This window comes from Halobacillus sp. B23F22_5 (assembly GCF_043497085.1).
Taxonomy (GTDB): Bacteria; Bacillota; Bacilli; order Bacillales; family Halobacillaceae; genus Thalassobacillus.
The window spans coordinates 27,069-50,367 of the sequence record NZ_JBIEKI010000012.1 but is presented as its reverse complement, the minus strand read 5'-3'; the positions used below and the strand labels follow the sequence as shown (position 1 = coordinate 50,367).

20 protein-coding genes and 2 tRNA genes are annotated in these 23,299 nt (G+C 40.5%); 21 read left to right on the top strand and 1 reads right to left on the bottom strand.

The features are described from left to right. The first annotated feature begins 120 nt into the window (after positions 1–120). A complete protein-coding gene (gene uvrC, locus ACGTN9_RS14910) occupies positions 121–1,920 on the top strand; it encodes an excinuclease ABC subunit UvrC (RefSeq protein ID WP_499594078.1) in 1,800 nt (599 codons plus the stop codon). A 14-nt stretch (positions 1,921–1,934) separates the two neighbouring features. On the opposite strand, the gene ACGTN9_RS14905 is transcribed toward uvrC, so the two are convergent. Beyond that, complete coding sequence (locus tag ACGTN9_RS14905) at positions 1,935–2,375, bottom strand: YslB family protein (RefSeq protein WP_499594076.1); 441 nt, start codon at positions 2,373–2,375, stop codon at positions 1,935–1,937. A 522-nt stretch (positions 2,376–2,897) separates the two neighbouring features. Here ACGTN9_RS14905 and ACGTN9_RS14900 point away from each other — a divergent pair. The 20 genes from ACGTN9_RS14900 (at position 2,898) to yihA (ending at position 23,276) form a co-directional block, all read left to right on the top strand. After that, entirely contained in the window at positions 2,898–3,518 is a 621-nt protein-coding gene (locus ACGTN9_RS14900) for a succinate dehydrogenase cytochrome b558 subunit (protein ID WP_499594074.1), read from the top strand. 58 nt (positions 3,519–3,576) lie between these two features. Next, complete coding sequence (gene sdhA, locus ACGTN9_RS14895) at positions 3,577–5,337, top strand: succinate dehydrogenase flavoprotein subunit (protein ID WP_499594072.1); 1,761 nt, start codon at positions 3,577–3,579, stop codon at positions 5,335–5,337. A gap of 2 nt (positions 5,338–5,339) precedes the next feature. Next, positions 5,340–6,107, top strand: coding sequence for a succinate dehydrogenase iron-sulfur subunit (gene sdhB / locus ACGTN9_RS14890; RefSeq protein ID WP_499594070.1), 768 nt, complete (start codon positions 5,340–5,342; stop codon positions 6,105–6,107). 89 nt (positions 6,108–6,196) lie between these two features. Next, positions 6,197–6,658 (top strand): acyl-CoA thioesterase, encoded by a 462-nt coding sequence (locus tag ACGTN9_RS14885; protein WP_499594068.1) that lies wholly within the window; start codon positions 6,197–6,199, stop codon positions 6,656–6,658. Between the two features lie 99 nt (positions 6,659–6,757). Beyond that, complete coding sequence (locus tag ACGTN9_RS14880) at positions 6,758–9,082, top strand: sensor histidine kinase (protein WP_499594066.1); 2,325 nt, start codon at positions 6,758–6,760, stop codon at positions 9,080–9,082. Next, positions 9,079–9,732 carry a response regulator transcription factor gene (locus tag ACGTN9_RS14875; RefSeq protein WP_499594064.1) on the top strand — a complete coding sequence of 218 codons (654 nt, stop codon included), beginning with the start codon at positions 9,079–9,081 and terminating at the stop codon, positions 9,730–9,732. The genes ACGTN9_RS14880 and ACGTN9_RS14875 overlap by 4 nt, the downstream gene beginning before the upstream one ends. A 91-nt stretch (positions 9,733–9,823) precedes the next feature. Then, a complete protein-coding gene (locus ACGTN9_RS14870; protein ID WP_499594062.1) occupies positions 9,824–10,048 on the top strand; it encodes a helix-turn-helix domain-containing protein in 225 nt (74 codons plus the stop codon). 281 nt (positions 10,049–10,329) lie between these two features. Then, a complete protein-coding gene (locus ACGTN9_RS14865; RefSeq protein WP_499594060.1) occupies positions 10,330–10,791 on the top strand; it encodes a MarR family winged helix-turn-helix transcriptional regulator in 462 nt (153 codons plus the stop codon). A gap of 30 nt (positions 10,792–10,821) precedes the next feature. Beyond that, a complete protein-coding gene (racE, locus tag ACGTN9_RS14860) occupies positions 10,822–11,622 on the top strand; it encodes a glutamate racemase (RefSeq protein ID WP_499594058.1) in 801 nt (266 codons plus the stop codon). 130 nt (positions 11,623–11,752) lie between these two features. Beyond that, entirely contained in the window at positions 11,753–12,838 is a 1,086-nt protein-coding gene (locus tag ACGTN9_RS14855) for a GerMN domain-containing protein (protein ID WP_499594056.1), read from the top strand. 123 nt (positions 12,839–12,961) lie between these two features. Then, a complete protein-coding gene (gene rph / locus ACGTN9_RS14850; protein ID WP_499594054.1) occupies positions 12,962–13,723 on the top strand; it encodes a ribonuclease PH in 762 nt (253 codons plus the stop codon). Next, positions 13,720–14,316 carry an XTP/dITP diphosphatase gene (locus tag ACGTN9_RS14845; RefSeq protein ID WP_499594052.1) on the top strand — a complete coding sequence of 199 codons (597 nt, stop codon included), beginning with the start codon at positions 13,720–13,722 and terminating at the stop codon, positions 14,314–14,316. Before rph ends, ACGTN9_RS14845 begins: the two co-directional genes overlap by 4 nt. Before the next feature lie 32 nt (positions 14,317–14,348). Further along, on the top strand, positions 14,349–14,855 hold the full coding sequence (locus tag ACGTN9_RS14840) for a metallophosphoesterase (RefSeq protein ID WP_499594051.1): 507 nt from the start codon (positions 14,349–14,351) through the stop codon (positions 14,853–14,855). Positions 14,856–15,041: 186 nt separating this feature from the next. After that, a tRNA-Gly gene (locus tag ACGTN9_RS14835) sits at positions 15,042–15,112 on the top strand. A gap of 52 nt (positions 15,113–15,164) precedes the next feature. Beyond that, positions 15,165–15,241 (top strand) — tRNA-Arg (locus ACGTN9_RS14830). A gap of 771 nt (positions 15,242–16,012) precedes the next feature. After that, positions 16,013–16,993, top strand: coding sequence for a tetratricopeptide repeat protein (locus ACGTN9_RS14825; RefSeq protein ID WP_499594049.1), 981 nt, complete (start codon positions 16,013–16,015; stop codon positions 16,991–16,993). A gap of 171 nt (positions 16,994–17,164) precedes the next feature. Next, on the top strand, positions 17,165–18,451 hold the full coding sequence (gene tig / locus ACGTN9_RS14820; protein WP_499594047.1) for a trigger factor: 1,287 nt from the start codon (positions 17,165–17,167) through the stop codon (positions 18,449–18,451). A 378-nt stretch (positions 18,452–18,829) separates the two neighbouring features. After that, complete coding sequence (gene clpX, locus ACGTN9_RS14815) at positions 18,830–20,107, top strand: ATP-dependent protease ATP-binding subunit ClpX (protein WP_499594045.1); 1,278 nt, start codon at positions 18,830–18,832, stop codon at positions 20,105–20,107. 264 nt (positions 20,108–20,371) lie between these two features. Continuing rightward, positions 20,372–22,705, top strand: coding sequence for an endopeptidase La (gene lon / locus ACGTN9_RS14810; protein WP_499594044.1), 2,334 nt, complete (start codon positions 20,372–20,374; stop codon positions 22,703–22,705). Then, on the top strand, positions 22,692–23,276 hold the full coding sequence (yihA, locus tag ACGTN9_RS14805) for a ribosome biogenesis GTP-binding protein YihA/YsxC (protein ID WP_499594042.1): 585 nt from the start codon (positions 22,692–22,694) through the stop codon (positions 23,274–23,276). The genes lon and yihA overlap by 14 nt, the downstream gene beginning before the upstream one ends. Positions 23,277–23,299 lie beyond the last annotated feature (23 nt).

Here is a 23,299-nt window from a genome sequence, read left to right as displayed (position 1 = left end):
ACCCTAAGCCACGTTGCATCTGTAACGTGGCTTTTTAAATGGAAGAGAACATGATTCTGTATATACATGGCAGAATATGATAAATTTATCATACACCCGATAGATGGGAGGGGAGTGGTTATGAACCAGCAAATACAAGAGAAATTAGCTGTCCTTCCTGATCAGCCAGGCTGTTACCTAATGAAAGATAAAAATGACACGATTATATATGTAGGTAAATCAAAAGTGTTAAAAAATCGAGTCCGTTCTTACTTCAGAGGAGCTCATGACGGAAAAACACAGCGACTGGTTCAGGAAATTGTAGACTTTGAATATATAGTCACCACATCTGAAATAGAAGCATTGATCCTGGAAATGAATCTTATCAAAAAATATGACCCTAAATATAATGTGCTGTTGAAAGATGATAAAACATATCCTTATTTAAAAATCACAGCAGAAAAGCAGCCCCGCTTGATTGTTACACGAAAAATCAAAAAGGATAAAGGGAAATATTTCGGGCCTTATCCTAACGTATTAGCCGCACGTGAAACCAAGAAGCTGCTGGACAGGCTTTACCCCTTAAGAAAATGCAATACCATGCCCGATAGAGTCTGTCTGTATTATCACATGCACCAATGTCTTGGACCTTGTGAGTATCCTGTCTCTCAGGAAACGAATCAAAATATAGTCCAAAACATAACTTCTTTTTTGAACGGAGGGCATAAAGAAATAAAAAAAGATCTCAAGAAAAAGATGTATCAGGCTTCAGAGGACTTGGATTTTGAGCGGGCGAAAGAATTGCGAGATCAAATCGAACATATCGAGTCTGTAATGGAACAACAGAAAATGACACTGAATGATCAAGTCGACCGTGATGTGTTCGGTTATTCTTATGATAAAGGGTGGATGTGTGTCCAGGTTTTCTTTGTAAGGCAAGGTAAACTGATCGAACGTGACATTGCCCTCTTTCCTTTCTTCGATGACCCGGAGGAAACGTTTTTATCCTATATCGGCCGTTTTTACCTTCATCAGAATCACCCTTACCCAAAACAGGTGCTGGTACCAGTCGCTACGAATATCGATTTACTGGAAGGTGTATTGGATACCAAAGTCCATATCCCTATGAGGGGCCGTAAAAAAGAGCTGGTAGAGCTGGCAATGAAAAATGCGGAAATAGCTTTGGATGAGAAATTTGCATTGATTGAACAGGATGAGGAACGTACGATCAAAGCGGTTGAAACACTTGGTGAAAAGCTTCATATTGAAACCCCAAGACGAATTGAGGCATTTGATAACTCTAATATACAGGGAACTGACCCGGTTTCTGCTATGGTCGTATTCATTGATGGCAAACCTCATAAGAAAGAATATCGTAAGTATAAAATCCGTAATGTAAAAGGGCCGGATGATTATGAGACGATGAGGGAAGTTATCCGCCGCAGGTACTCGAGAGTTTTGAAAGAAGGGGCCCCTTTACCTGATTTGATTCTAGTTGATGGTGCTAAAGGCCAAATGAGCGCTGCTATGGATGTGCTTGAAAATGAGCTTGGTTTAGATATTCCACTTTGTGGGCTGGCTAAGGATGATAAGCATAAAACAAGTGAACTATTGTATGGGGAACCGCCGCAGGTAGTAGAATTAGACAGAAAATCCCAAGTGTTTTACTTGATTCAAAGAATCCAGGATGAAGTACATCGATTTGCTATCACATTCCACCGGCAATTAAGAGGAAAAGGGGCAATTCAGTCAGAATTAGATGAAATTCAAGGTGTAGGCCAAAAGCGAAGAAAGTTGTTATTGCGTCACTTCAAGTCTGTACAAGAAATCAGAAATGCGTCACCTGAAGATATTACTAAATTAGGTATTCCGTTACCAGTTGCGAAAACGATACTAGAACAACTGAATCAAAAGCAAGAAAAGGAGCCAGCGGAAGAATGAGCTGGCTCTTTCATTTATGTATGCATTACAGTGAATGTAACCCGGTATTTCTTTTCATCAACTTCTTCAAAGCCCTCTCCATTCACATCATTGATGACGGTTACTGCCTCAGCGAGGAAGCCGGCTTCCATCCTGAAATCTACTTCCAGTAGAGGGTTTTGTAACCTTTTTTCTAACACATGTCCGCTTAGTTCGAAGCGGGTCTCTTTCTTCTTTTCTTGTGAAATAGATAAGGAACCCCAGCCAAATTGCTGAAAATATTGGATGATATCATCTAAAGTTTTTATCTCGCTCTGTCTGGCCAGATTTTTCCCCATGTAATAAAGGAGGAAAGGTGCTTCTTTCCCCAATAAGTCCGGAAGTGTATAGTACCTGAGCAGGTCATAACCCGCTCCTGTATGTACAAGCGATTGTAATTGATCCAGGTTGATCTTGGTTGTTGTGTTTCCCTTCATAATTGGTCATTCCTTTCTACATGATTCATTATCACTTGATTTGAATTATAGTGCAACCAAAATTGAATGATTTAGTTATTTTTGATTAATCTCTTTCTCTAAATTCTTAAGTTGGCTTCTTGACGCTCCCATCCGATAGAAGTACAATAAATATGTCACTTTTTGTACATTTATCAACAAAATACGCCAAGCGGGGCTTACACCCCCATGAATTTTTATACTTTGCCATTACCGCTTTAATATGGCAAAGTATAAGAGGAACGGGCTTGCGTCCTGTTTCAGGCGTATGCTTTATTTTGTTCGTGCGCTTTTTAAAGCGCTTTTATAATGGATGAGTGTTCACATAGAGAGAAGAAAGCCTTTAGTGTCTAAGGAAGCGCTGTCTTGGAACTTGTATATTACTGGAGTGCCTATTGAGAGACGACCTTTACATTTTAGGCGGATTTTTTCAATTCTTGAACCTCAGTATTGGTGATAATGTACACATAACAAACTATTCATTTAACTTGAGGGGGGTAAAACATGGCGGGAAATCGCGACTATATTAACAGAAGAATCCATTCTTTACTTGGGGTCCTTCCCATCGGGATCTTTTTGATCCAGCACTTGACGGTTAACTTTTTTGCTACAAGAGGTCCAGAAGCATTCAATGCTGCAGCACATTTTATGGAAAGTTTACCATATCGGTATGTACTTGAACTCTTCATCATTTTCTTACCGATTCTTTTTCATGGCATCTACGGGGTGTATATTGCATTCACAGCAAAACACAATGTTTCCAATTATGGATATTTCCGTAACTGGATGTTTATGCTCCAGCGCTACACCGGAGTAATCACCTTGATATTCATCGCATGGCATGTATGGGAAACTCGTATAGCTATTGGTTTGGGCTGGGTAGACCTCAATTACCAATTGATGGAGAATATTTTGACTAATCCATTTTTCTTCTGGTTCTATGTAGTGGGTGTAGTATCAACAACCTTCCACTTTGCAAATGGACTTTGGTCTTTCTTTGTCAGCTGGGGAATTACGATGACACCAAGATCTCAACGCATCATGACGTATGCAAGCATCATCGTTTTCTTGGCTGTTTCGTATATAGGCGTACGCACACTATTCACATTCGCCTATGGAGTTTAAATTAAACATAACGTATTTAGATAGAAATGAAAGTACTTAGAGGGAGTGAGTTTTAAAAATGAGCGATCGAAATATAGTTATTGTCGGCGGAGGTCTGGCTGGTTTGATGGCAACCATCAAAGCGGCAGAGGCAGGCGTTCACGTCGATTTGCTTTCCATTGTACCTGTAAAACGTTCTCACTCTGTTTGTGCGCAAGGCGGTATTAATGGAGCCGTAAATACAAAAGGTGAAGGTGATTCCCCGTGGGAACACTTTGATGATACTGTATATGGCGGTGATTTTCTTGCCAATCAGCCACCAGTTAAAGCGATGACTGATGCAGCTCCTGGCATCATCCATCTATTGGATCGTATGGGTGTTATGTTCAACCGTACCCCTGAAGGGCTGTTGGACTTCCGCCGCTTCGGTGGTACACAACATCACCGCACAGCATTTGCTGGCGCAACAACAGGACAACAGTTGCTTTACGCGTTAGACGAGCAAGTCCGTCGTCATGAGGTGAACGGACTAGTTACTAAATATGAAGGCTGGGAATTCATCTCGGCTATTATTGATGAAGAAGGTACCGGCCGAGGGGTAGTTGCTCAAAACTTGCACTCACACGAAATAAAAGCCTTCAAGTCCGATGCGGTAATTATGGCAAGCGGCGGACCGGGAATCATTTTCGGCAAGTCAACCAATTCTGTTATCAATACTGGTTCTGCTGCAGGTGCGCTTTATCGACAAGGCGTAAAGTATGCGAACGGGGAGTTTATCCAAATTCACCCTACAGCCATCCCTGGTGATGACAAACTTCGTCTGATGAGTGAGTCTGCTCGTGGTGAAGGTGGACGAGTTTGGACTTATAAAGATGGAGAGCCTTGGTATTTCCTTGAAGAAAAATATCCTGCATACGGAAACCTTGTGCCTCGTGATATCGCAACACGGGAAATTTTTGATGTTTGTGTCAATCAGAAATTAGGAATAAACGGCGAGAACATGGTATACCTGGATCTTTCTCATAAAGATGCTGAATTCTTAGACGTCAAACTTGGTGGTATCATCGAGATATATGAAAAGTTTGTCGGTGAAGATCCTCGTAAAGTTCCAATGAAGATTTTCCCTGCTGTCCACTATTCTATGGGTGGCATGTGGGTCGATTTTGACCAGATGACCAACATTCCAGGAATCTTTGCAGCTGGTGAATGTGATTATTCCCAACACGGTGCTAACCGTCTTGGTGCCAATTCGTTACTTTCTGCCATTTACGGCGGTATGGTAGCTGGACCAAATGCGGCGAAATATATCGATGGCTTAGAAAAGACTTATGAAGATATCGATGAGAGCGTATTTGAAAAACAATTACAGCTTGAGAAGGATAATTTTGAAAAAATCATGAAAATGGATGGAGACGAGAACGCTTACCAGCTCCACAAAGAACTTGGGGAATGGATGACAGATAATGTAACGGTTGTCCGTGACAATGCTAAATTGCTTGAGACAGATAAGAAAATCCAGGAGCTTATGGAACGCTATGAGCGTATCAATGTCAATGACACCTCCCGTTGGAGCAACCAGGGAGCTATGTTCATCCGTCAATTACAAAATATGCTGCAGTTAGCTCGAGTCATGACGCTTGGAGCATACAATCGTAATGAAAGTCGCGGGGCCCATTATAAACCAGAGTTCCCGGAACGTAATGATGAAGAATGGCTCAAGACAACCATTGCCACGTATGATAAAGCCGAGAACAAACCTGTGTTCACCTATGAAGAAGTGGACACTTCCTTGATCAAGCCACGTAAGCGTGACTATTCAAAAAGCAAAGGGGGTAAATGATCATGAGTGAAGAGAAAAAAATGATCACACTCATCATCGAACGACAAGATAGTCCTGATTCTGCCCCATATGAAGAAACTTTCGAGGTCCCTTATCGTGAAAATATGAATGTCATTTCCGCTTTAATGGAGGTTCGTCGTAATCCTGTAAATGCAAAAGGGGAAGCAACAACGCCTGTATTTTGGGATATGAACTGTTTGGAAGAAGTTTGCGGCGCCTGCTCCATGATCATCAATGGAAAGGCACGTCAGTCTTGTACGGCATTAGTCGATCAGTTAGAACAGCCAATCCGTTTGGCTCCGATGAGTACATTCCCGGTCACACGTGATTTGGCAGTAGATAGAAGCCGTATGTTCGACTCATTGAAGCGAGTAAAAGCATGGGTACCGATTGATGGAACGTATGACTTAGGACCTGGTCCTCGTATGGCAGAAAGCAAGCGGCAATGGGCGTATGAATTATCCAAGTGTATGACTTGTGGTGTCTGCTTGGAAGCATGTCCGAATGTTAACAGTAAGTCAGATTTCATTGGACCTGCTGCTATTTCTCAAGTGCGTTTATTCAACTCCCATCCAACAGGGGAAATGAATAAGAGTGAACGTCTGCAATCAGTCATGGGAGACGGAGGAATCATGGGTTGTGGAAATGCACAGAACTGTGTGCAATCATGCCCGAAAGGGATTCCATTGACCACATCTCTTGCAGCAATCTATCGTGATACTGCTATTGAATCTTTCAAAAGCTTTTTCGGTAGCGACAACAAGCTGTAATCATACGCTTATCCATTTAAAAGAGCCTCGCCTATCACGGAGGGGCTCTTTTATTACATAGTAATATTACCTGAATGGAGGAAGTTCCGATGAAAAAGGCAGCATATATCAATGACCTGGAGAAGTGGAGAGCTGGTTTTCACTTTAATACTCAAGTTCGTATCCGCTTTTCCGAAACCGATCAATTCGGACACATGAACAATACAGTTCCTTTTGTGTATTTTGAAGAAGCGCGTATTGAATTTATGAAGCACTTAGGTTTTTTTCTGCACAAGAATAAAGAACAGAAAGTAGTGCCGGTAGTCGCAGACCTTCAATGTGATTTTCATAGACAGTTATATTTCGATGATACACTGGATATTTACGTGAAAGCCGATCATATTGGAAATACTTCCTTTGACCTTCATTATCTTGCAGTCAATCAGGATGGTGACATAGCTTTAACCGGACGGGGGAGACTCGTGCAGGTCGACTCAGTGACAGGGAAATCTGTCCCTCTTGATGAAGCATTCAAAGAGAAACTGGCAGAACAATCGACTGCTTGTATTTGACAGCGAAAATTCTTTTAAGATTTTGTATAATAGAGAGGTCAGCGGTTGACTGCTGACTTCTTTTTATAATGTAATGTTTTCATAAAGGAGGGGAGCACCGTGGGGATCTTCAGCAAGAAAAGTTTAATCATAAGTTTATTCTTTGTTCTGTCAGCTTGTTATTTGTTATACGTATCATTGGCTTACCCCTACATAGGAATTGAAGTAGAGGAGCGGGCTGGAAAAGTGACAATTGTAAAATTAGAAAAGCAAGGGTGGGCGATTAACAATAATGTCCCCATTGGTAGTAGTGTCATTTCAATTGACGGTAAGCCTCCGATTGAACACTTCTCGGTACCTTTGAATGGAGAAATTGAAAAGGTACACACGTTTACGGTCGAACACGAGGGACAACGTGTGCTATATGAAAATATTGATGGAGTGAGTCTGCAACATTGGCTGCTCTACATCATTCTGCCTGTATTGTTTTTTTTAGTGATATCAGGTATTGCCTATGTTTTATATGGACAAGGACGCCCGCGGCATTCTTCTCATTTGTTGATATTGTTTTTTTTGACTATTGCTCTTGGGTATATGACGAATAGCGGAGCAATTCGCAATGATTTATATGCCTCTTTTCTCAATGTAGCAATGTTTCTTTTTGCGCCAGTAATACTGTTGCATTTCTTATATGAATATTTTAATGAATTTGATGTTAAATGGTTTTCCCGCTATATCTATCAATTGTTGTATATTATTGTAGGTGCGATATCTTCCGCGGAAGCGTACTTTTTGATGACGCTTTATTATCCGTCATTTATGGACAGATTGCCAGCTATCGTTCTATTTTTTCTGATTCTATTTTCACTTGGATTGATCCTTTCCGGATATTTTAAATACAGGACAACCCGTTACGGTCCTATGTTCAAATATATAAACCTTGGAATGGGTATCGCTTTTTTGCCTTATATTTTATTTTATCTTATTCCAGGTTTGCTTATTAGTGAGCATATTATTCCATTGGATGTTGCAGCTATTTTTGCTTTTGCATTACCGGTTACGTTCGTGTATTTGGTTACACGACAACGATTGATGGATATTACCTTTGTCATGGGAAGGGTCCGATATTATACAATCATCAGCTTTTTACCCAGTATTATTATCTTAGTGGTTGGATCTATGTTAGTAGACCCTTTATTACCTGCTATTACACTTGTGCAGTTATATTTATTTATCCATGTCGTCTTCATCATTTTTTTATCTTTGAAAGAAAGTCTCGACTTTCGATTGCAGCGTAGGCTGATTGCAGCTAAATATAGCTACCAGGATAGTATGCACCGGTTATCCCAGGATATGAAAAAGGAAACAAATGTAGTGGAATTACTGAAACGTTTACGTTATGAAATAAAAAATGTATTGAATGTAAGAGAAGTCCATGTCTTCTCGAAAAATTTGAAAAACCAATTTTATTGTGTTTACAAAAATGTACCAGAAGGGGTATTTGGTTATGTCGAGAGTTATCTGAAAGATTCGCCTGCTGAAATTGGTGAATTGATTGAGACCGATGAAGGGTTTGGGATTGTGGTCGGTCATTCATTGAATAAAATGACTTTGCTGTGGTGTACAGGAAAGAAAGATTACACAACGTTGAATCGTGATGAAAAGACGTACCTTCAAACTATCGCTCACAATACAAATATTGCGCTTGAGAACTTATCGTTGATAGAAGACCTGGTGAAAGAACTCAAAGCATTGAAAAATGACCAAACTCAGCAATACCCGACTTGGTTGTCACGTCTGCTCTTTACGATAGCAGAAAATCAAAGAAAGCAATTATCCATCGACCTTCATGATACGGTACTTCAGGAGCAATTGTATCTATATAGAAAAGTGGATGATTTATTACAAAATCGTCCCACATTATCTGAAAGTTTGAAAACGGAGTTGAACATGTTCAGGGAGTCATTACTAGACAGTATTCATTTAATTAGAGAAACTTGTAATGAATTACGCCCTGCTTTCATTGAGGAATTAGGGTTGGTTCAATCACTCCGTAACTTGATTCAGCAATACCAATTGCGTTCAAATTTTACTGTTTATTTTGATGATCGCTGGTTTGAGGCGGAATTAGATCAGGAAAGAATCCTGGCAATTTATAGAATTGTACAGGAATTGCTTTCGAACGCCATGAAACACTCGGATGCAAAAATTGTAAAGTTGCATTTATATAGTGACGATAACAACATTTATTTACAGTATGCTGATAACGGGATAGGGATGGATTATTCCGTGCAAAAGGATCTTTTCTCTCATTTCGGTCTATCAGGAATTGAGCAAAGGATTAACGGATTTTTTGGAGAAATGAATGTAGAAACAGCACCTGGGAAAGGTTTTCAGATGCAAGTTTCCATTCCTCTTACGGTTAACAAGGGGGTATTGGCATGAATAATATATTAATAGTTGACGATCATCCAGCTGTCGGCGAAGGTACAAAAGCGATGTTGGAACAAGAAGAGGATATTCAAGTAGATGTAATTGCTAACAGTGAAGAGACAGACACCTACTTGGCAGAAAACAAATACAATGTCCTCTTGCTTGATCTTTACATGCCAGGTTTAAATGGAGTCGAATTAGCAAAGAAGGTGAGGCGCCGCTTCCCCGATATCATCATATTGATTTATACAGGATTTGATTTGAGCACTCACTTCAATATGCTTGTTGAAGCTGATATTTCTGGATTTGTAAGTAAAACCGCAAGTAAGGAAGAATTAGTGACAGTTATTCGGTGTGCGTTGCGGGATGAAGTAGTTATTCCGCTCCATTTATTCAAGCAATTACGCAGGACTGAAGCGTGTCCGAGTAATCAGGCTGATTCACCCGAAGGGGCTGCTATCTCCTTGAATGAAAAAGAACAATCGATTCTGCAAGAAATCGCTGCTGGTCTGACGAACAGGGAAATCGCCCAAAAGCTTCATATGTCCCAGCGTAGTGTAGAATATACGTTGACTGGAATATTTAATAAATTGAATGTCAGATCACGCACGGAAGCACTATTACAAGCCCAAGAATTAGGATTAATCTCCAAATCTTCATAGAAGCGGAACAGCAGTCAATCTCCCTTCATACGATATCATGACTAAATAATTCCCTCTCAGGGCAGCTCAGAGAGCAAGGAGGGGTACACATTTGAAGGAGAACGACTACAGGCCAAAACAAATCCTGACGAAACGCGAAAAAGAAGTTTTTGAGCTCCTTGTCCAAGATAAGACCACAAAAGAAATAGCAAACGAACTTTTTATCTCTGAAAAGACTGTCCGCAACCATATTTCAAATGCCATGCAAAAACTGGGTGTCAAGGGGCGATCCCAAGCGGTCATTGAGCTGTTAAGGATGGGGGAATTAAAGCTTTAGTTCACTTTTTATTGACGGTTAATGAACTACCGTTCCTTCAAGAATCACAAGTTTTTTGTGATTCTTTTTTTATACTTAAAGAAAATTCACCTTTTCTAAAGGATTAGAATATAAGAAAATAAAAAGGCTTAGCCAGAATAACCTGGCGTCGAGCCAGGTTATTCTAATATTTGCTTTGCATATTTTTAAATGAAGAAGAAATATATAAACTTCTTTCTTGAAATTTTATACGGAAACGATGAGAATGTAGGAAAAGCTTATTCATTGAGGAGTGCGTGGATTTGGCAAAGACCCAATCAACAACCGTAATTTCTGAAATCGAGAAAGAAATGAGATACATATCCGGTATTATAAAACAAAAAGGCCGGGAAATATTAAACCATTATCCGATTACAGCCCCGCAATTCCTAGCATTGCAATGGTTGTTAGAGAAAGGGGACATGACGATCGGTGAACTTTCTAATCATCTGAATCTTGCCTGCAGCACTACCACGGACCTTATGGATCGAATGGAGAAAAACGAACTGGTAGAGCGGATAAGAGACCCTAAGGATCGTCGTGTAGTGCGCATACATGTTTTAGCGAAGGGGACGGCAATCATTCATGAAGTTATTGAAAAACGACAGGCTTATTTAGAAGGTGTATTGAAAAATGTGCCTGCTGAACAGGTCGAAACCTTAAACCAGCTATTGCATATGCTTCATGATCAAATGCTGGAATCCGATCAACAAGCAACAGAATGATCAGTCAACTAAGAAAGAGGAGGAAGGTTTGTGCGACAAGCAATTGGTGTTATCGATTCTGGAGTAGGCGGGTTAACGGTGGCGAGAGAGTTGATGAGACAGCTGCCTAATGAGCAACTGATTTATCTGGGGGATACAAAGCGCTGCCCGTACGGCCCCAGGTCAAAAGAAGAAGTGATTGAATTTACGTGGCAAATGGTTAATCACTTGCTTGAAAAAAATATTAAATTATTAGTAGTTGCCTGTAACACAGCAACCGCGTTCACCTTGGATCAATTACAACAAAAATTGGATATTCCGGTTATCGGAGTCATTCAACCCGGAGCGAGAGCTGCTATTAAGGTAAGTAAGAATAAACGGGTAGGTGTAATAGGAACGGAAGGAACAATCAGCAGTGAAGCCTATACAAAAGCATTACACGGTATCGATAAAAGCATTGTCGTAAAAGGTCTTGCCTGTCCGGCATTCGTGCCGATGGTAGAAGACGGGATATTAGAAGGTGAAGTAGCTGAGGAAACTGTTAAAAATTCGCTTCACCCACTTAAGGTGAATAATGGCATCGACACGATGATTCTAGGATGTACCCATTACCCATTAATAAGGCATCTGATTCAGAAAGAAATGGGATTAAATATACAAGTCATCTGTTCCGGGGAAGAAACTGCCCGTGAAGTAAGTTTGATTTTAGCCTATCAGGATTTAAATTATCAGGGAGAAGAGAAACCGAATCATGAATTTTACTCCACGGGTGATTTGGATAAATTTGAAAAAGTAGCCAACGTTTGGTTTGAAGAACCGATACAATATTTGAAACCAGCTATTATAGACTGATACTTACCTTTTTAAGCCGTCTGGAAATCCTCCAGTCGGCTTTTTTTGATTTTTAATAATCAGGTCTTTGGTCTAAATTCCCCACGTGCTCGTATATATAATAGTACAAACCATCATAGGAGGGGAAAGCATGAAAATGCGTGTTATTGGCACACTGGTGATCGGCCTGTCGAGCACTTTGTTATTAACAGGATGTTTTTTTGAAGGCGAGCAGTCCATAGAAAAGATGGACGCACCTCAGGACGTAGACTATATAGATAAAAATGGTGAGGAAGCAGAGATGAACGCCGGTGAAACGGCTGAGGATACAAGCGAAGAAGCAAGTGAGGAAGCGACAGGAACTACCAGCCGTGAACTCTATTTATTAGATGCCAATGGAATGGTAGTACCTCAAACTTTGGATCTTCCTAACATTTCCAGTAAAGAGGTAGCTACCCAATCGCTGCAGTATCTGGTGAAGGGTGGTCCAGTAACAGAGCTGCTTCCTAATGGGTTCGAAGCAGTGCTGCCAGCAGGTACAGAAATTCTGGGATTGAATCTTAAGGATGGGACAATGATTGTTGATGTCTCAAAAGAATTTGCAGATTATGCACCAGAGGATGAACAAAAGATTTTACAGGCGATGACCTATACGCTTACCCAATTTGATAGTGTCGATCGCATTAAATTGTGGATCAATGGCCATGAGCAAGAGGTTATGCCGGTTAATGGCACCCCGATTTCCAGTGGAGTTTCCAGAGCGGATGGGATTAATGTATATGCGAGTGACGATGCTGACCCGGTGGATAGTAAAGCAGTTACGCTTTACTATCCTGCACAAAACGACAATCAAGAATTCTATTATGTACCTGTAACCACTCATCTCAATACATCGAATGATCAATCCTATGAGTCAATCGTCCAGGCATTAGTGGAAGGACCTGCATTCGATCTTCCTCTGTTATCAGCTTTCAACGATGAAGCTGAACTGAAAGGGACAAGCTTGGAGGAGGGGGTTTTAACCTTATCATTTAATGAAGCCCTACTCTCCAATCAAGAAAAGCAATCTGTTTCCAAACATGTTATGAAGAGTTTAGTTATGACAATGACTGAACAAGCTGATGTAGAAGCCGTGGAAGTACAGGTGGATGGAATGGATCAAGTTTACAGTGAAGAAGGTTCTCCGTACGCTGAACCTGTTACAAGAAATGATATCATTGGAGCAGATAGTTTATAATTAAGTTTTTAAAAGCCCCCGGAACAGGGGGCTTTTTGACGTGCGATGAATCATGCTGATGCTACGCATTTCTGATTAATTATGTTAAGATGGGCAAGGATATGGAAAAAGGAGGACGTTATCATGAGATCAGACGAGCGAAAGAGAAATCAGTTGAGACCAATTGAAATAGAAACAGAATATGTAATGCATCCAGAAGGATCTGTGTTGATCAAGGTCGGAAACACAAAGGTTATTTGCAATGCCAGTGTCGAAGATCGCGTTCCCCCTTTTATGCGCGGCCAAGGCAAAGGTTGGATTACCGCTGAATATGCAATGCTTCCTCGTGCTACGGATCAGAGGAACATCCGTGAATCTTCCAAAGGGAAGGTTTCCGGTAGAACAATGGAAATACAGCGCTTGATCGGAAGAGCATTACGAGCTGTGGTTGATCTGGATAAAATTGGTGAACGAACTGTCTGGGTAGATTGTGATGTGATTCAGGCGGATGGAGGGACTCGTACAGCCTCCATTACTGGTGCTTTTGTAGCGGTAGTACTTGCTTTTGGTAAGCTTCTCGATAAAAAGGTATTGAAAGAAATGCCAATTAAAGATTACTTAGCAGCTATTTCTGTCGGGGTGCTTCCTGATGGTTCAGAAATCCTTGATTTATGTTATGAAGAAGATAGTAAAGCACATGTTGACATGAATGTGATCATGACAGGAAACGGGGAGTTTGTAGAATTACAAGGCACTGGGGAAGAAGCGACTTTTTCTATGTCTCAATTGCAGAATATGCTTGAATTAGCACAAACAGGGATGGAAGAGATTTTTACTATCCAAAAAGAAGCGATTGGTTCTTATACAGACCAAGTGGATAAAGTGATAGCAAGTGATAAAAAATGAAAGAACTGATTATAGCTACCAAAAATGTAGGTAAAGTCAAAGAGTTTCAGGAATTATTCCATAAATATGGCATCCAAGTCAGGTCGCTTCTTGATTTAGAGAAACCAGTTGGTGATATTGAAGAGACAGGCGAGACTTTTGAAGAGAATGCCCTAATAAAGGCAGAAACGATTTCCAAAAAGTTAAAAGCACCCGTGCTGGCGGATGACTCAGGTCTTGAAATAGATGCCCTTGATGGCAGACCAGGGATATATTCTGCACGATATGCCGGTGAAGAAAAAAATGATCAAAAAAACCTGGAGAAAGTTTTAGCTGAATTAGAAGGGGTAGCTCCAGAAAGCCGGACCGCCCGGTTTGTTTGCAGTATAGCTATTATCCAGCCTGGTCAGGAATCTATTGTAAAAAGAGGGACATGCGAGGGAAGCATCGGTTTGGAGCCGAAAGGCGAAAACGGGTTTGGATATGACCCCATCTTTATTCCGGATGGGTATGACCGATCCATGGCCGAACTTAAACCAGAGGAAAAGAACACCATCAGTCATCGCAAGGATGCAATTATAAAAGTAGAGAATTGGCTGAAAGAACTAGTGTGAGAGGAGGGTTTTCTATGCCAAGTATTCTTATAATGAGTGATAGCCACGGAATGACTGATGAGGTAATGGATGTTAAACAAACGTATGAAGGGCAAGTAGATGGTATGATTCATTGTGGAGATTCTGAGCTTGAACTTTCCTCTGAAGAACTGCGAGGCTTCTATTACGTTAAAGGCAATGTAGACTTTGATCCTGGTATGGAAGAAGAAAAGTCTTTTACTATTGAAGGAATGACATTTTTCATTACTCATGGACATCTTTTCAATATAAAGTCAACATTAATGCCGTTGAATTATCGGGCTGAAGAAGCTGGAGCTGATGTTGTCTGTTTTGGACATTCCCATATGGCGGGTGCTGAAAAAGTGGACAACCGGTTATTCATTAATCCCGGCAGCTGTCGTCAGCCGAGAGACCATAGAGAGCCTACTTATGCATTGTTAAGCTGGACGGACAAAAGCGATGTAAAGCTTCAGTATTACAATATGAATCATCAGCCAATAGAGTTAAAATTTCATACATCTTTAAGGTCAGAGGGCTAGACCTCTGACCCGATTTAGGTGTTGACAAACTAAAAGAGAGTTAATATAATAGGTCTTGTCTCTAAAAAGACCATGCTGTTACATACCTATATTTTTCAGTGCCTTGAGAAGTTTGATAGTTTCCATAAAATCACAAAAGAGGCATGACAGTGCGTAAGCAAGACGAAAAAACATCTTTTATATTATGCGGGTGTAGTTTAGTGGTAAAACCTCAGCCTTCCAAGCTGATGATGTGGGTTCGATTCCCATCACCCGCTCTTCTAAAACTGTATCATCTTTATAGGTATATCCTTCATTTTCATTTACAATGTCCCAGTAGCTCAGCAGGATAGAGCAACAGCCTTCTAAGCTGTGGGTCGCAGGTTCGAATCCTGCCTGGGACGCCATTTTATTACTACATACAAAGCGTTGGGGAAGCCCAATGCTTTTTTTATTTACCTAAATACGGCTATGCTAAATCTCAGTGTTGATTTTACAGATAAGCTCCCTTTACTTGAAGACTCAGTTTCAAGACAATCGGGTCCGTTACCATGATAGGAATGGGATGGTTTGTGAAACGACTCGCTTTCCTGCGGGGGACCTGGCAAGCTTCCTCAGGCTTCGCCTTGCGGGATCTCGCCTAGCCCCTTCTCCCGCGGGAGTCTCGCCGTTTCCCTTCCCATCCAGCCAGTTGTACTAAACGGACCCTTCAAAAAGAGAAAGTATGTAGCTTAAACCTTCATATTGACGCATTTATAAAACGAGGCATAGTTTTCTTTCTATATGGGCGGTTTTCACAAGTGTGATTTCGAGAACTTCCTAATTATGGCAAGGGGCGTAAGGAAACGGTGAGACTCCTGTGGGAGTTGAGTGATAGCTGAGGCCCCGCAAGGCGTAGCCTGAGGAGACTCAGCACACGCCCACGGAAAGCGAATCGTTTCCTGGAGCCCTAAACTCCAATAATATCTCGAAATAAAGTCTTCGACTTTTCGGCCCTATAGTTGAGTAAGCCTATTAGGAAAGATCAATAACGGCCATTAACAGAGTCAAAAGAATAAAGCTACCATAAAAATTTCAGGATGCATTTTTTATAAATTAAATGTTTGTTTTACTTGAACTCGGGAAAAGATAGAAAGATAATAGAGGTTAATACATAGAGCGGTTAGGAAGGGTGTCCTATGAAAAAGAAACAAGGGAATATTGTCATGTTCCCCAAATGGAAAACCAGGCTGGAAAACGAGGGATTAAAGGCCATACAAGAGAAGCGTTATGAGGAAGCGCTGGAAACATTTGAACCTTTGTTTGAACATGATGTCGCTTCACACGATGTTGTGACAGGGAAACTGGTCAGTTTGATGGAGCTCGGAAAGTATGAAGCTGCTGAGGAGCTTTGTGAATACCTCATGAAACACGATGAGGATAATTATTATCAATATTTACATATTTATTTAACAATCCTGTTTCAAACCAGCCGATATGAAGAATTGGTAGGTTTATTGGATGAAGTCTTCCAGGAAGAAGATATGCCCCAACAAATGCGCACCCAATTCTGGCAATTATATGAAGTTAGCAGGAAGCTGGTCCAGGAAGATGACGAACAGCAAAACAACAAGTTAGTAGATGAATTTTTTGAAGGCTTGAGTGATGAAGATATACATAAGCAATGGCGGTCGATCATCAAACTTAGAAAATTAAGTGCTGCTCCTTATATTCAACCTTTTGAGGACCTGCTTACATCAGAACAACTGCATCCAATAATTAAAACAGGGATTATCCAATGGTTTCAGGAACATCAGGTCAATCGTAATATGGAAGTTTCTAAATTTGGATTGACTGAACGTATCAATCCATCTGAATTGAAAGAACTTCATTCTGATTATGTGATGCAGCAAATGAAAATGAGGCTGGGTGATATGGAGCAAAAGAATCCGACAATGTATGATATTGTACAGAATTTGCTTTATCGCTACCTGTTTGTCCGGTATCCATTGTTTCCGGGGGAAGAAGAAGTGCCGCAAATTGTTGCTGCCTTAAGACAACTGGGACATGAATACTTGCAGCTGCCTTCTCCAGTCGTCGAAGAATCAGAAAAAGTGGAGGAGTACAAACACGAAATTCTTTTATGCGAGCAGCACTATGCACTGATAATGGAAGAATAGCATTACCTTTATAGTAAATTCCTTATTCGTTAGGGATACATATGTTGAAAGGTGTTTCTTTTATGTTATAATGTAGTGGTTGCAAATTTAGATTCGTATGTAAATAGAATCAGAGAAAAAATGAACCTCGCCATTGGCGAAAGGAAATCATAGATGTTGGAGGGAATTTTTATGTCAGCAAAATGGGAAAAAAAAGAAGGTAATCAAGGGGTCCTTACGGTAGAAGTCCCTGCCGAAGAATTTGATCGTGCGTTAGATCAAGCGTTTAAAAAAGTAGTGAAGCAAGTACAAGTGCCAGGATTCCGTAAAGGGAAAATGCCACGTAAACTTTTTGAACAGCGCTTTGGTGTAGAATCTCTCTACCAGGATGCATTGGATATCGTTCTTCCAGAAGCTTACATGAACGCTGTACAGGAAACTGAAATTGAACCTGTCGATCGTCCGGAAGTAGATGTACAAGAAATTGAAAAGGGTAAAGGAGTAACCTTCACAGCCGAAGTTACTGTTAAGCCTGAAGTAGAACTTGGCGAATACAAAGGACTTGAAGTGGAAGAAATGGATACAGAAGTAACTGACGAAGATGTAGAGAACGAATTGAAAACACTTCAAGAGAAGCAAGCAGAGCTTGTGGTAAAAGAAGAAGGGGAAGTTGAAGAAGGCGATACGGTTGTTATGGACTTTGAAGGCTTTGTTGATGGTGAAGCATTCGAAGGCGGCCAGGCGGACAACTACTCCTTGGAAATCGGTTCCGGGAGCTTCATTCCAGGATTCGAAGAACAACTGCAAGGGAAAAAAGCTGGAGAAGAAGTAGAAGTAGAAGTTACTTTCCCGGAAGAATACCATGCAGAAGAACTAGCTGGTAAGGAAGCTACTTTCAAAGTTAAAATTCATGAAGTAAAAGCAAAAGAACTGCCTGAACTTGATGATGAATTCGCTAAAGATGTAGATGAAGAAGTTGAATCATTAGACGAATTGAAAAAGAAAACTCGTGAGCGCCTGGAAGAACAGAAAAAGACAGACGCTGAAAATACGAAGCGTGACTCTTTAGTTCAGCAAGCATCTGAAAATGCGAGTGTGGAAATTCCAGATGCGATGGTTGATACAGAACTCGACCGTATGATCCAGGAATTCGAGCAACGCCTACAGATGCAAGGCATGACTAAAGATATGTACTTCCAGTTCACTGGATCCGATGAAGAAGGTCTTCGTGAACAAATGAAAGAAGATGCTGAAAAGCGGGTTAAGACTAACTTGACTCTAGAAGCAATCGCTAACGAAGAAAATGTGGAAGTATCTGATGAAGACGTCAACGCTGAGCTGGAAAACATGGCTGGAATGTATCAAACAGATGTAGCTAATCTTACACAAATGCTTGGTGGCAACACGGACATGATCAAAGAAGATCTAAAAGTCCGTAATGCAATCGATGTGCTAGTCAACAACAGTAAAACCAAATAATTTTTCATTCAAAAACAAGGCGCGGCTAACGTGCCTTGTTTTCTCATATCCATGTATATATTAGGTAAAGGAAAGATAGACTATTTTGTAACTGCAAGAATGAAGGTGGGTTGTAATTACATATATTATAAGAAGTGGGACGGACAGTATTTAGAACAACATTTTATGTCGAATTTAGGTATATTCTATTGTTTGACTTATTACTTACAAATCTACATAATGGGGTTGACGCAAGTAACAGAAAATGTGTCATTCTTATAGTGTTTTACTTTGTATGCCAACTTATATTTGTTATGATAAGCTAAAGAAACTGTTTGCAATTGGTGAGACCGAAATGTTTATAGATTTTTTGGCTGATATAAATAAGGGGTGAATTGGATGTTTAAATTTAATGATGAAAAGGGACAGTTGAAATGTTCTTTCTGTGGGAAAAGCCAAGAGCAAGTTAGAAAGCTTGTAGCTGGACCAGGTGTTTATATATGTGATGAATGTATCGAGTTATGTACAGAAATTGTAGAAGAAGAACTCGGGAATGAAGAAGAAGTAGAATTCAAGGAAGTACCTAAACCGCAGGAAATCCGTGAAATCCTGAACGATTATGTTATCGGGCAGGATCAAGCAAAAAAGAACTTGTCGGTTGCAGTATACAACCATTATAAGCGTGTAAATGCTACTCCTAAGAATGATGATGTCGAGCTGGCGAAAAGTAATATCTGTATGATTGGACCTACAGGTAGCGGTAAAACATTACTAGCTCAAACATTAGCACGTATTTTGAATGTGCCTTTTGCTATAGCAGATGCTACTTCTTTGACTGAAGCTGGTTATGTAGGAGAAGATGTAGAAAATATCCTGCTTAAACTAATTCAGGCTGCAGACTATGATGTAGAGAAAGCAGAAAAAGGCATCATCTATATCGATGAAATTGATAAAGTGGCCCGTAAATCAGAGAATCCATCTATTACACGTGATGTTTCGGGTGAAGGGGTACAGCAGGCATTGCTTAAGATTCTGGAAGGTACTACAGCCAGTGTACCTCCTCAAGGTGGAAGAAAGCATCCACATCAGGAGTTCATTCAGATTGATACCACAAATGTCTTATTCATTGTTGGGGGAGCATTTGATGGAATCGATCAAATCATCAAACGCCGTCTTGGTAAGAAGGTAATTGGTTTCGGTTCCGAAGATACAAATGAAGAACTGGATAAAGGTCAATTACTTTCAAAAATTCTACCGGAAGATCTCCTTCGTTATGGTTTGATTCCAGAATTCATCGGACGTCTTCCTGTCATTGGAAGCTTGTTGCCTCTAGATGAAGATGCATTGGTTGAAATCCTTACACAACCGAAAAATGCTCTTGTTAAACAGTACCAGAAACTGTTACAAATCGATGATGTCGAGTTGGAATTCGAAGAAGATGCGCTTCGTGAAATTGCGAGAAAAGCAATTGAACGGAAAACAGGTGCTCGTGGACTACGCTCCATCATTGAAAACATCATGTTAGATGTCATGTATGACCTGCCATCCAGGGATGATATTGAAAAATGTATCATTACCAAAGAAACTGTTGTGAATGAGGATGGTAAACCGAAGCTGGTTTTGACCGATGGAACCGTTCAGGATGAAAATAAAGAATCACCAAAAGAAAGTGCTTAAGCTTAGATAGTTATCGTCAAAGCGAATGAGCTGAAGATTCAGGCCGCGCTGCAATCAGACTGTAGCGCGGCCTGCTTTCATTACTGCTTTCTGGATTGATACAGAATGATGGTAGAGCAGGTTATATAGGATGAAATGTACTACATAGGTAACACTAAATATCAGGAAGAAACCGGTCAAAAGACCTTATTCATTTTACAATGTACTTGCTATTTAATACGATAAAAGTACGAAATTGCTAATCCATTTGGAGGTGCGCAAAATATGACAGCTGATCAAAAGAAACAGATTCCCCTCCTGCCCCTAAGAGGACTGCTTGTATATCCCTCAATGGTGTTACACCTTGATGTAGGTAGAGATAAGTCCGTCAAAGCCCTAGAGCAGGCAATGATGAATGATAATGAGATATTTTTAGCTTCTCAAAAAGAAATGAATATCGATGACCCAACTCAAGTGGACATTTATCCATTTGGCACCATAGCTAAAGTGAAACAAATGGTTAAACTTCCTAATGGCACAAACCGTGTACTTGTGGAAGGGCTGGTTCGTGCTGAAATCCTCAATTTCTTATCTGACGAGGAATTTTATGTGGTAGATGTAGAAACACATAAGGACCAGCATGGCAGTATTAATGAAGAAGAAGCACTAATGCGTACGCTATTACAACATTTCGAACAATTTATTAAAATTTCAAAGAAAATCAGTAAAGAAACCTTAGATACAGTAGCCGATATCGATGAACCAGGTCACTTGGCCGACATGGTCGCTTCCCATTTACCATTAAAACTGAAAGAAAAGCAGGCAGTTCTGGAAACTGTCAACGTAAAAGAACGGTTACGGCATCTAATCGAACAAATAAGTAATGAAAAAGAAGTCCTTCAAATTGAAAAGAAAATTGGTCAACGAGTCAAACGTTCGATGGAAAAAACTCAAAAAGAATACTATCTCCGGGAGCAAATGAAAGCCATCCAGAGTGAGCTGGGAGATAAAGACGGAAAAAGTGGAGAAGTAGCTGAATTACGAGAAAAGATACATGAGGCAAACATGCCAGAACGTATAGAAGAAGTGGCACTAAAAGAGTTAGGCCGCTACGAAAAAGTACCACAAAGTTCAGCAGAAAGCTCTGTGATCCGGAACTATATCGAATGGCTGGTATCACTCCCGTGGAGTACCGAAACGGAAGACAACCTGGAAATACACAATGCTCAAAGGATTTTAGATGAAGACCACTATGGACTCGAAAAAGTGAAAGAGCGAGTATTAGAATATTTAGCTGTCCAGCAGCTGACACAATCTATCAAAGGACCTATTTTATGTTTGGTTGGTCCTCCGGGGGTCGGTAAAACTTCACTGGCAAAGTCGATTGCCAGGGCAGTCAACCGAAAGTTTGTACGAGTTTCCCTGGGAGGAATACGTGACGATGCTGAAATTCGCGGTCACCGGCGTACCTACATCGGGGCTATGCCTGGCCGGATTATTCAGGGGATGAAGAGAGCTGAATCAATCAATCCAGTCTTTTTGCTGGATGAAATTGACAAGATGGCAAGCGATTTCCGCGGGGACCCATCAGCAGCCATGCTGGAAGTTCTTGATCCAGAACAAAATAGTACATTCAGTGACCATTTCATTGAAGAAAGTTATGATCTTTCCAAAGTAATGTTTGTCGCAACAGCCAATAATATGGCTGCTATTCCAGGCCCATTACTTGATCGGATGGAAGTCATTTCGATTGCCGGCTATACAGAAGTTGAAAAGCTCCATATTGCTAAGGAGCATTTGCTTCCTAAGCAAATTAAAGAAAATGGTTTGACGAAGGGCCAATTGCAATTCCGTGAAGAAGCTTTGTTAAAACTGATTAGGACCTATACACGTGAAGCTGGCGTTCGTAACTTGGAACGAGAACTTGCTTCTATTTGCAGGAAGTCTGCAAAAATCATAGTTGCAGGGGAAAAGAAGCGTGTAGTTGTAACAGAGAAGTTATTGGAAGAATTATTGGGCCGTCCCAAATATCGTTATGGACAGGCGGAAGAGGAAGACCAAATCGGAACAGCTACTGGCCTGGCTTATACCTCCGCAGGTGGAGATACACTTTCTATTGAAGTATCGATTTATCCAGGAAAGGGTAAACTGACGCTGACAGGTAAGCTTGGAGATGTAATGAAAGAATCAGCCCAGGCAGCTTTCAGCTATATTCGTTCTCGAGCAGAAGAATTAAAAATCGACGTGGATTTCGTTGAAAAGAATGATATTCATATTCACGTACCTGAAGGCGCTACACCAAAGGATGGGCCATCAGCAGGTATTACAATGGCTACTGCCCTTGTTTCAGCATTAACTGGTCGTCCGGTCAGAAAAGAAGTGGGTATGACTGGGGAAATAACACTGCGTGGACGGGTATTACCGATCGGAGGTCTGAAGGAAAAATCCCTCAGTGCTCATCGAGCGGGCCTTCGTAAAATTATTATCCCTGCAGATAATAAAAAAGACTTAGAGGATATCCCGAAAAGTGTTCGTGATGATTTAGAATATGTGACTGTCAAACATTTGGATGAAGTGCTAGAACATGCTTTGTTGGAGGATAAAAATGAAAGTAAATGATGCTGAGCTTGTCATCAGTGCTGTCAGTAAAAAGCAGTACCCGTCTGATCACTTACCTGAAATAGCATTGGCAGGCCGATCTAATGTTGGAAAATCATCTTTTATTAATAAAATGATCCAAAGGAAAAGTCTTGCCAGGACTTCTTCTAAACCTGGAAAAACTCAGACTTTGAATTTTTATAAAATAAATGAAAAGTTTTATTTTGTAGACGTACCTGGCTATGGGTATGCTAAAGTTTCCAAGAAAGAAAGGAAAAAATGGGGCGAGATGATGGAAGAATACTTCGCAGAAAGAGAAAACCTGCGAGCTACCGCTTTAATCATCGATATTCGTCACCAGCCAACTGAAGATGATATCATGATGTACGATTACTTGAAATATTTCGAATTGCCGGTAATGGTGATAGCTACAAAACTTGATAAAATCCCAAAAAATAAACGTGATCAATATATAAAAGTTGTAAGGAAAACCCTAGAAGTAGAAGAAGAGGATATAGTCATTCCTTTTTCATCTGAAACAGGAGAAGGCAAAGATAAAGCATGGACAGCTATGCTATCCTATTTGAACTAAGTGAAAACCCGGTCATCTTGAGT

Coding starts and splice junctions, on each gene's coding strand:
- lon (WP_499594044.1), top strand. CDS start 20,372: ATGACAGCTGATCAAAAGAAACAGATTCCCCTCCTGCCCCTAAGAGGA.
- yihA (WP_499594042.1), top strand. CDS start 22,692: ATGAAAGTAAATGATGCTGAGCTTGTCATCAGTGCTGTCAGTAAAAAG.
- tig (WP_499594047.1), top strand. CDS start 17,165: ATGTCAGCAAAATGGGAAAAAAAAGAAGGTAATCAAGGGGTCCTTACG.
- ACGTN9_RS14855 (WP_499594056.1), top strand. CDS start 11,753: ATGAAAATGCGTGTTATTGGCACACTGGTGATCGGCCTGTCGAGCACT.
- ACGTN9_RS14900 (WP_499594074.1), top strand. CDS start 2,898: ATGGCGGGAAATCGCGACTATATTAACAGAAGAATCCATTCTTTACTT.
- clpX (WP_499594045.1), top strand. CDS start 18,830: ATGTTTAAATTTAATGATGAAAAGGGACAGTTGAAATGTTCTTTCTGT.
- ACGTN9_RS14845 (WP_499594052.1), top strand. CDS start 13,720: ATGAAAGAACTGATTATAGCTACCAAAAATGTAGGTAAAGTCAAAGAG.
- ACGTN9_RS14885 (WP_499594068.1), top strand. CDS start 6,197: ATGAAAAAGGCAGCATATATCAATGACCTGGAGAAGTGGAGAGCTGGT.
- rph (WP_499594054.1), top strand. CDS start 12,962: ATGAGATCAGACGAGCGAAAGAGAAATCAGTTGAGACCAATTGAAATA.
- ACGTN9_RS14840 (WP_499594051.1), top strand. CDS start 14,349: ATGAGTGATAGCCACGGAATGACTGATGAGGTAATGGATGTTAAACAA.
- sdhA (WP_499594072.1), top strand. CDS start 3,577: ATGAGCGATCGAAATATAGTTATTGTCGGCGGAGGTCTGGCTGGTTTG.
- uvrC (WP_499594078.1), top strand. CDS start 121: ATGAACCAGCAAATACAAGAGAAATTAGCTGTCCTTCCTGATCAGCCA.
- ACGTN9_RS14905 (WP_499594076.1), bottom strand. CDS start 2,375: ATGAAGGGAAACACAACAACCAAGATCAACCTGGATCAATTACAATCG.
- sdhB (WP_499594070.1), top strand. CDS start 5,340: ATGAGTGAAGAGAAAAAAATGATCACACTCATCATCGAACGACAAGAT.
- ACGTN9_RS14825 (WP_499594049.1), top strand. CDS start 16,013: ATGAAAAAGAAACAAGGGAATATTGTCATGTTCCCCAAATGGAAAACC.
- ACGTN9_RS14875 (WP_499594064.1), top strand. CDS start 9,079: ATGAATAATATATTAATAGTTGACGATCATCCAGCTGTCGGCGAAGGT.